This is a genomic window from Listeria monocytogenes ATCC 19117, from assembly GCF_000307025.1.
In the GTDB taxonomy this organism is placed as follows: Bacteria; Bacillota; Bacilli; order Lactobacillales; family Listeriaceae; genus Listeria; species Listeria monocytogenes_B.
Genome location: NC_018584.1, coordinates 2,943,191 through 2,951,805 on the forward strand (window position 1 = coordinate 2,943,191; position 8,615 = coordinate 2,951,805).

The following is an 8,615-nucleotide window of genomic DNA, read 5'->3' on the forward strand; positions in this document are numbered from 1 at the left end:
CTCCTATCTTTTTAGTAATACATCTTCTTCATAAGCTTTTACTTCTTTCAACCAGTCAAGACCAACTGGGACACCATTAATTTCACAGAAGTAGTTCCATACATCGCCAAATGGGAAGTCTTTTAGTTCTTCTGTAATTGCCATACGAGATGTAAAGTCATTTTCCAGTTCCATTTTTTTCAAATCAGCTGTAGGTTCTAAAAGGGCTTTAAGTAATGATTTTTGCGTATTTCTAGTTCCAACAACCCATGCAGCAATCCGATTGATTGTTGCGTCGAAGAAATCAAGACCGATATTTGTAATCCCAAGTAAATCATTGCGCACCAATTCGCGACCAATTTCAATTAATTCATCATCCATAATCACCACATGGTCACTATCCCAGCGGACTGGACGACTCACATGTAACATTACGCCTTTACTGAAAAGTGCCAAAGAAGATAATTTATTAGAAATGACTTCAGTTGGATGGAAATGTCCCGCATCCAAGCAAATCAATTTATCCCGCGTAATTCCGTAACCCATATAAAATTCATGCGAACCGACAGTATAAGCCTCTGCGCCTAAACCAAACAACTTACTTTCTACAGCTTCTTGGGTATATTTTTCATCTAATTTTTCTGCAAAAACTTCATCTAAAGCTTCCATCAAACGTTTTCTCGGGGTGTAGCGATCAATCGGGCAATCTTTTATACCATCCGGCACCCAGAAATTATTAATACTTGTTTGACCAAGTTCTTTCCCAAAGTACTCAGAAATTTTGCGCGAGCGTTTCCCGTGCTCTATCCAAAAATCGCGTACTTCTTTATCTGGTGAAGCTAAAGTATAATTATCTTTAAACATTGGATGTGAAAAGAAAGTTGGGTTGAAATCCAGACCCAAACCCTGCTCTTTCGCCCACTCTACCCATGGAGTGAAATGCTTAGGTTCAATTTCATTTAAATCTACTTTTTCATCTGTATCTACGTAAATTGCATGTAAGTTAAGTTTATGTTTTCCAGGAATAAGTGAATAAGCTTTTTCCAAATCTTGGCGTAATTGCTTAGGAGTATGAGCCGCACCCGGATAATTCCCGGTCGCCATGATTCCGCCTGTAAGTTCGCCATCTGGATTTAAGAAACCTTTAACATCATCGCCTTGCCAGCAGTGCATCGAAATTTTAATGTCTTTCAGTGTTTTAAGCGCTTTTTCCGTATCAACTCCAATTGCTTGATAACGTTCTTTCGCCACTTGGTATCGTTTACTAATTTCTGTTTCTTGTCCCATTCTAAAAGCCTCCTAATTAAATTCAAGTACCTTAGTAAATCTTTCTTTTATTTCCTCAAATCTCACATCACCACAAGAAAATTCGCCAATTTCAAATGAATTTCGAATAATTTTTCTTCCCGCACGCATAGATTCGATTTCACCTTGATTAATCATTTGTACAACTAAATTTCCAATCGCCGTTGCTTCAGAAGGTCCCGCAAATACTTCTATCCCTGCAAGTTTAGCTGTTAATTGATTTAGCATAGCTACATTACTTCCTCCACCAACAATATAAAGTTTTTCGATTTTCTTACCAGTAATTTCAGTCATTTTCTCCAATTCTAGTGCATAATAGAGTGCCAGACTTCCATACACACAATTTGTCAGTTCTCCAATCGTCTCCGGTATAGTTTGTCCAGTTTCTTGGCAATACAATTTAATCTCATCCACCATGTTTTCCGGGTTATTAAACCTGGCATCATTGACATTAATAATTTGCTTGAAATAAGGATAATTACTCGCTTCCTCAGCCATCTCAGCAAAACTATGCTTGTAGTCGTCCATGCGCGCAATTTCTTGAACAATCCAAAGCCCCATAATATTTTTTAAAAAGCGATAAGTTCCATATGCGCCCCATTCATTCGTGTAATTTTCTTTAAAAGCTGCTTCGTTATTAATTGGCGCACTTAGCTCCATCCCTATTAGCGACCAAGTCCCACTACTCAAGAATGCCCAATTTTCTCCTTCTGCCGGAGTTCCCACCACTGCCGAAGCTGTATCATGTGTTGCCACTGTCACTACATCACAATTAGGAATATCATACTCCTCTAGCCACTCCTCTTTTACTTTACCTAAATACGTACCTGCATCCGTCAGTGGCGCAAATTTTTCCACATCAATGTTCAAATGCGAAAGTAAATCCTTATCAAATAATTGTTCTCGCAAGTTAAGCATTTGTGTAGTCGATGAATTTGTTGTTTCTGCCACCTTAACCCCCGTGAGAACATAACCAATATAGTCAGGAATCAACAAAATTTTCTCCGCTCGTTCTAGTAAATCTCGCTCTTCCACGTACAGCTGATATAGAGTATTTAATTCCATAAACTGAATACCTGTTTTTTTATAAATATATTCTCGTGGATACTCACTCGTTAAATTCTGCACCGCATTTAAAGTTCGTTTATCGCGGTAACTAATTGGATCTGCCAACTTCTCACCGGAAGCCCCTATCAAAACATAGTCAACGCCCCACGTGTCAATACCAAGCACACATTCCGAAATTCCTAGTTGCTTTACTTTTTCCAAGCCAATAAAGATTTCCTGCATCAGTTGATCAATTTCCCAGCGTTCGTGCCCATCTCGGTACGTAAAACCATTTTTAAAACGGTGAATTTCTTCTAATTGTAATTTTTCATTCACCAATTTCCCTAGAATTAATCGACCACTTGATGCACCAATATCTACTGCAACATAATGTTTCACTGGTCTAGCTCCTTTTCTTTAATCAATTGTATTTCCGTAACGTTCCTTCGTAATATCATCAAGTGATCTGCCACGTGTTTTCGGCGCCCAAATTACACCGATTAAAAGCGACACTGTAAGTAAACCAATCATAATTGTCCCCGCCACAGTAAAGCCAAGATTTGCCAAGATTACTGGGAACACAATCGACCAGACACCTGTACTACCACGAACTAAGAAAAACATCACGCCTTGAACCCCACCACGATATTTTGTTGGAAAAAGTTCTGTTGACCAAAGTGCGTAAAAAGCTTGTGCACCAATCCCTGCTGAAATACCCCATAAAATAACAAATGTCCATAAGCCAACCCAAGACATTCCAACAAAAGTAAGTACAACCCAAGAAGCAACTGCCATTAAAGCCCCTACAAAAAACAATCCACGATGACTTACTCGATCACCAAATTTAGCAAAGCCAAAGTATGTAGAAGCTGCTGTGAGTATCCATAATACAGCTTGCAATAAATTCGCTTGTGTATTAGAAAGACCACCCACCGTTTCATATACAAACGGCATAAAGAATCCCATTGCACCCGCTACTAAATTCCAAAATAAGTACACACCCACTAAGAAAAGTACTGATTTTACATTTACCATACTAGAAAATGCTGTTTTAAAAGGGTGTTCCAAACGATTACCACTTTCTTTCATTTTCACTTGCTCCGCTTCCCAGTCCTTCGACTCCTCTAATTTACGTTGTAACTGCCAAGCAACAAACGCTACAATCAATAAAGATAAGAAAAGTAAGCGGTTACCTAAAAGTCCAAGTGGAGATACAATAATTCCTAAAGTAAAGATAATTGCTGGCCCACATGACCAAGCAAATTGAGATATACCAATATTTCTAGCTCTTATACTAGGATCCGCCATTTCAGAAATATATGTCCATGAAGCCGGAACCCCAGCCCCAACAGAAAGACCTGTAACTAAAAATCCAATTAATAGCATTGGGAAATTCATTGCAAACATAATGATTGTAACCCCAAGCATATACACCAACATGTTATACGTATAAATAAATTTCCGTCCATATTTATCTGCTAAATGACCACCAATAAGTGCGCCAATTGCAGAACCAAACGCATTCGCGCTCACAGCCCCAAGTAATCCCACCGCAAAACTGCTAAGTCCGAATTGTGTTGCCCACAAAGTTAGTCCACTTGCTCCCGCTACAATACATCCAGAATCTAAATAGTTCGTCAAAGATACCGCTATCGTTCCTTTTTTACTTGTACTCGATCCAGCCATTCTTTTAACCCTCCTACTTATTTTAGTTAAGCGCTTACTTTATATTAAACAATTAATGATTGCGCTTTACAATATCCTGTGTTTATAATTAAAGTATCAAATTTACAGAAGGAGATTGTGAAATGGAAGCGCTTAATAAAAAATTATTTCGTCTAAATTCAAAAGAAAAAATCCAAAAAAGCACTGGCACTTTTGTTCCCGATTTACCCAATGGATCCTTTTTAAAAGAGAACGGCAGCATGGAATTATTAAATGATTATTTCTTCAAAAACAAAGACATTTATATAAGCAAACACAACCGATTTGCGGACTATCCTTATCATACACACCAATTTCTTGAGCTAAATTACATGTATTCAGGAAGCTCCGAACAAGTCATTGAAGGAAATAAAGAAACTTTGCATGAAGGAGAACTTTTACTTTTAGACAGTGGCTGCCATCATTCCATCAAAGCAACAGGCGAAAAAGACATTCTCATCAACATCCTTTTCCGTGACCAACAAATCAGCCTAGAATGGCTAACGAGTATAAAGAAAAAAAACAGCCTTCTATTCGACTTTCTTCTTCATTCCAGCGTAAGCGAGCAATCTTTAAAGAAATATATTATTTTTCAAAGTGCGCAAATTCCGCATATCCAACAAATTTTAAACCAAATTATCACAGAATATTTTTTAGAAGAAGAATTTTCATCAAGAATTATCACTCTTTATTTGCCAATTCTGTTCACTGAACTGGTACGTAAATGTGATACATATTTAGCTGATGATCTTACCAACTCACAATCAAGCACCACTTCCACCATGCTCGAAGTTATTAAGCTTATAGAATCCAACTATCGGACAATCACATTAACAAGTGCCGCGGATACATTAGGTTACAATAAAAATTACCTCAGTAACTTTATTAAAAAAAATACCAATTTCACTTTTACCGAACTAGTCAATAAACAAAAAATGCTCGCAGCAAATCTTTTAATCGAAACCACTTCCACTCCAATTGAGTTGATTATTGAAAAAGTTGGCTTTAGTAACAAGACTTACTTCTACTCCTTATACAAAAAAACATTCAATCTCTTACCCAATGAAGTAAGAAATAAAAAATAAGAGTACTGCATTAATCGCAGTACTCTTCTATTGTTTCACGTGAAACATTCTATTTATAAACAACCTCAAACTCTTCACAAACCACTAGAGCATCTTCTTCAAATGGAATACCGAGTTCCACACATTCATTACTGAAAAAGGATGTATGTACTTCTCGCCAATATTCTAGCGTTCTGTCACCTTCTCCTTCCAAATAAGCAAACGTTTCAGGTACTTCATTAAAAGGCATAATAGTTACACCTGTTAACTTGATAATCCCCATTGCTTCTTCATTACCATCTAAAAGCACTACATGAGAACCAACAGACGGCATCGTTTCTCCGCCTTGATCATACCAATAAAACAAGCTGCTCGTACCGGTTTTTATCCCATCCATAACAAGCCCACCAAGCTCATTCGCCATCTGATTAGAGTTACCAAATGCCCATGCCTCAAACTTACTTGAAATCATCGGGTATTCTGTCCGGTATTTCTCCCACATTTCATGCACTGAATCCTTATAAATCGCCATTTAAGTATCCTCCTAAAAAAAGACTGAGGTTCGTTAAAACCTCAGTCTAAGAATTTATTTGCGAACTGGCTTAATCACAATATAACGGTAAGGATCGCGTCCTTCAGAATGCGTTTCAATTTGTTCATTCTCGCTTAAAATAGCATGAATAATTTTTCTTTCAAATGAAGGCATTGGTTCTAAATGAACAGCGCGCTTCGTTTTAAGAGCTTTATCTGCCATTTTATTTGCTAAAATTACTAACGTTTCATGACGTCTTTCACGATAATCCCCTACATTAACAATAATATTTTTGTATTGGCTCGTTGTTTTATTAGCAATTAATTGTGTTAAGTATTGAAGTGCATTAAGGGTTTGACCGTGTTTGCCAATTAGCATACCTAGACTGTCACCTTTAATTTGCAACTTCACATCTTTACCAACTTCTTCTACATCGATTGTGATTACTGCACCCATCTTGGTAGCAACATCTAAAAGATAATCAATCGCTACTTGGATACCATCTTCTTTTTCAATTACTTTTACCATAGCCAGTCTTGAACCAATTCCGAAAATACCTTTTTTACCTTCATCTAGAACTTCTACTTCGACCTTGTCGCGTGTTGTTTCTAAAGTGGCTAATGCATTTTGGATAGCTTCTTCAACGTTTGAGCCTTGCGCAGTTATATCTCTCACTTTCTTTTCTTACCTCCTTTTTTGGAAGCCTTCATGTTAGCTGCTTTTTTCTTCAAACGATCTTCCGCAACTTGAGCAGCAGCAAGCGCCTCCTGTTCGCGTTTGTTTTTAAAAGGATTATTAATTAAAAGTGTTTGGAATACGGTGAAAATGTTACCGATAATCCAGTATAGAGCAAGGGCAGACGGTAGTGTAATACCCATAAATAGAATCATTACAGGCATGATATAAACAATCATTGCCATTGATTTATTTTGCTGTGTTTGCCCCATCATAGAAATTTTTGATGACAAGAATGTTGTTAATGCCGCAACAACCGGTAAGATGTAATATGGATCTGGATTTCCCAGTTGCATCCATAAGAATGAATCTGTTTTGATTTCTGCTGTTCTACTAATCGCTTGGTAAAATCCTAGTAGAATAGGCATTTGGATTAATAATGGTAAACAACCCATCATTGGATTTACGCTATTTTCTTGATATAGACGCATTGTTTCTTGTTGTAGTTTTTGTTTTGTTTCATTATCTTTAGACGAGTATTTTTCTTGTAGTTCTTTGATTTTCGGTTGTAAATTTGTCATGGCCTTTTGGCTTTTCAGCTGTTTGATCATTAAAGGCATGATAAGTAGACGGATTAAAATGGTAACAACAATAATTCCGACTGCGTAACTTCCCCCGAATAAATCGGAAAACCAAGTAATAGTCCAGGACAATGGAAATACAATATAGTGACTCCAAAATCCAGTTGATTCTGATGTAATTGGATCAGTTGAATAGCCACAACCCGAAAGTACAGCCATTAATCCGATTACAAGACTTGCGATGAGCAACTTCTGTTTGAATCGCTTTTTCTTCTTCAAATTGATGTAACCTCCAATTTCGCCTTTTTAAAATTTCCACTCACTTTGAATTGTTTGGTTTTTGCTTTAAAACACGCCCCACTTTTAAAACATGAATCAAACTTTTCTTTACCTCATGAAAATCCATATTGGCCGCCGGTTTTCTGGCGATGATAATATATTCATTTTCAGGATTGATTTGGCTTTCTAATTCATGGAATGATTGTCTTATGTAACGTTTAATTCGATTTCGACAGACAGCGTTTCCAATTTTTTTACTAACTGATAAACCAATTCGAAAATGATTCGATCCTTCTTGCTTTAAAGTATAAACAACAAATTGACGGTTAGCAAAAGATTTTCCTCTTCGGAATACTTTTTGAAAATCGTCATTTTTTTTAATTCTATATTTTTTTTTCATACATTCTCCATCTTCTTACATATCTTAGTATAAGGCCGTTTGCCTCAGCGATTTTTCAAAAAAAAAACCACTGAGTCGTTTTCAGTGGTCTACGCAGATAAAACTTTTCTTCCTTTACGACGACGACTTGCTAAAACTCTACGTCCGTTTTTAGTACTCATACGCGTACGGAAACCATGCACTTTTTTTCTTTTACGTTTACTTGGTTGATATGTTCTTTTCATTAATTACACCTCCCATGAAAGGGTCCAATCGAATTTATCTATTAGACAGTCTTAGATATTGTACGTGAACTGGTCTTTTTTGTCAATACTATTTAGACGAATTTCTATTTAGACTCCGTTCACTATCATATCATATTTTTATAGAGAGAAAAACCATTTTTCGAAAATTATTGTGTCAAATAGATATATTTTTCTCTCGTAGTGTCTGGAATAGTAATTTCCCGACCAGAAACCTCTACTAAATATTTAGCAAACTCCCCGATTTTCTCAAATTCAGCAGGATATTCAAAAATTAGTTTTTCCTTTATTAAATAATTATCAACATAATGACTTGTTTCTGGTTGAAAAGATAAAAGTCCTTCTATAAAACGAATAACTTTAGTAAATTTTGGAATTTCCTGTTCTTCTTCTAAATCGGTAAAGTGAAAAAACATCGTGTAAATATGATTTTTTTTGATATTCACTGAAAAAGCTTCTTTATTTATATTACTTTTTGCAAACACTTTAAAATCATTAATTTCTGCTGGTTCCCGTTTGTCGTGAATTAGTAAGTATCCAAACACATCTTCAATATTCCCGTTTTGTATAACTCGATAAAATTCTGTATCTCTCGTTTTCAAAAGCCGTTGAAATATCATTTTTCACAACCTCATTTATTTGTCTTTTTTCTTATTCTGGTAAATAGTTTAACACATTGTCGTAATGAAATCCTTTTCCGGAAAGTGTGGATAACTAGTTAATAACACCTTTTTATTGTGGATAACCTTTTCAATTAGTTTAAACTTATACACAATTAGTGGTTAATTACACACAATGGCTTGTGGA

Annotated in this window: 10 protein-coding genes; 1 reads left to right on the top strand and 9 read right to left on the bottom strand. The window is 36.1% G+C overall.

All coding sequences use genetic code 11. The annotated features are described in order from the left end of the window. Window positions 1–3: 3 nt before the first annotated feature. The 3 genes from rhaA to LMOATCC19117_RS14575 are packed head-to-tail and all read right to left on the bottom strand — an operon-like array spanning window position 4 to window position 4,017. Window positions 4–1,266, bottom strand: a complete 1,263-nt coding sequence (gene rhaA / locus LMOATCC19117_RS14565; RefSeq protein WP_003723720.1) for an L-rhamnose isomerase — start codon at window positions 1,264–1,266, stop codon at window positions 4–6. A gap of 12 nt (window positions 1,267–1,278) precedes the next feature. Then, window positions 1,279–2,730 carry a rhamnulokinase gene (rhaB, locus tag LMOATCC19117_RS14570; protein WP_003725796.1) on the bottom strand — a complete coding sequence of 484 codons (1,452 nt, stop codon included), beginning with the start codon at window positions 2,728–2,730 and terminating at the stop codon, window positions 1,279–1,281. 18 nt (window positions 2,731–2,748) lie between these two features. Next, a complete protein-coding gene (locus tag LMOATCC19117_RS14575) occupies window positions 2,749–4,017 on the bottom strand; it encodes an MFS transporter (RefSeq protein WP_003725797.1) in 1,269 nt (422 codons plus the stop codon). Between the two features lie 122 nt (window positions 4,018–4,139). On the opposite strand from LMOATCC19117_RS14575, the gene LMOATCC19117_RS14580 reads away from it, so the two are divergent. Then, window positions 4,140–5,120, top strand: coding sequence for a helix-turn-helix domain-containing protein (locus tag LMOATCC19117_RS14580; protein WP_003725798.1), 981 nt, complete (start codon window positions 4,140–4,142; stop codon window positions 5,118–5,120). Window positions 5,121–5,169: 49 nt separating this feature from the next. Here LMOATCC19117_RS14580 and LMOATCC19117_RS14585 read toward each other — a convergent pair whose 3' ends face one another. From LMOATCC19117_RS14585 to LMOATCC19117_RS14610, 6 genes are all read right to left on the bottom strand, one after another. After that, a complete protein-coding gene (locus tag LMOATCC19117_RS14585; RefSeq protein WP_003725799.1) occupies window positions 5,170–5,631 on the bottom strand; it encodes an ASCH domain-containing protein in 462 nt (153 codons plus the stop codon). Window positions 5,632–5,685: 54 nt separating this feature from the next. Continuing rightward, complete coding sequence (gene jag, locus LMOATCC19117_RS14590) at window positions 5,686–6,306, bottom strand: RNA-binding cell elongation regulator Jag/EloR (RefSeq protein ID WP_003725800.1); 621 nt, start codon at window positions 6,304–6,306, stop codon at window positions 5,686–5,688. Then, window positions 6,303–7,166 (bottom strand): membrane protein insertase YidC, encoded by an 864-nt coding sequence (yidC, locus tag LMOATCC19117_RS14595; protein ID WP_003723726.1) that lies wholly within the window; start codon window positions 7,164–7,166, stop codon window positions 6,303–6,305. Before yidC ends, jag begins: the two co-directional genes overlap by 4 nt. Before the next feature lie 40 nt (window positions 7,167–7,206). Then, window positions 7,207–7,566 (bottom strand): ribonuclease P protein component, encoded by a 360-nt coding sequence (gene rnpA, locus LMOATCC19117_RS14600; RefSeq protein ID WP_003723727.1) that lies wholly within the window; start codon window positions 7,564–7,566, stop codon window positions 7,207–7,209. Window positions 7,567–7,655: 89 nt separating this feature from the next. After that, window positions 7,656–7,790: a 50S ribosomal protein L34 gene (gene rpmH / locus LMOATCC19117_RS14605; RefSeq protein WP_003718062.1), complete on the bottom strand. Its 135-nt coding sequence runs from the start codon at window positions 7,788–7,790 to the stop codon at window positions 7,656–7,658. A 167-nt stretch (window positions 7,791–7,957) separates the two neighbouring features. Then, a complete protein-coding gene (locus LMOATCC19117_RS14610; protein WP_003734194.1) occupies window positions 7,958–8,428 on the bottom strand; it encodes a hypothetical protein in 471 nt (156 codons plus the stop codon). Window positions 8,429–8,615 lie beyond the last annotated feature (187 nt).

Bases quoted from the DNA above. Each gene is read 5' to 3' on its own strand.
- rpmH (WP_003718062.1), bottom strand. From the start codon at position 7,790: ATGAAAAGAACATATCAACCAAGTAAACGTAAAAGAAAAAAAGTGCAT.
- LMOATCC19117_RS14585 (WP_003725799.1), bottom strand. From the start codon at position 5,631: ATGGCGATTTATAAGGATTCAGTGCATGAAATGTGGGAGAAATACCGG.
- rnpA (WP_003723727.1), bottom strand. From the start codon at position 7,566: ATGAAAAAAAAATATAGAATTAAAAAAAATGACGATTTTCAAAAAGTA.
- LMOATCC19117_RS14580 (WP_003725798.1), top strand. From the start codon at position 4,140: ATGGAAGCGCTTAATAAAAAATTATTTCGTCTAAATTCAAAAGAAAAA.
- LMOATCC19117_RS14575 (WP_003725797.1), bottom strand. From the start codon at position 4,017: ATGGCTGGATCGAGTACAAGTAAAAAAGGAACGATAGCGGTATCTTTG.
- LMOATCC19117_RS14610 (WP_003734194.1), bottom strand. From the start codon at position 8,428: ATGATATTTCAACGGCTTTTGAAAACGAGAGATACAGAATTTTATCGA.
- rhaA (WP_003723720.1), bottom strand. From the start codon at position 1,266: ATGGGACAAGAAACAGAAATTAGTAAACGATACCAAGTGGCGAAAGAA.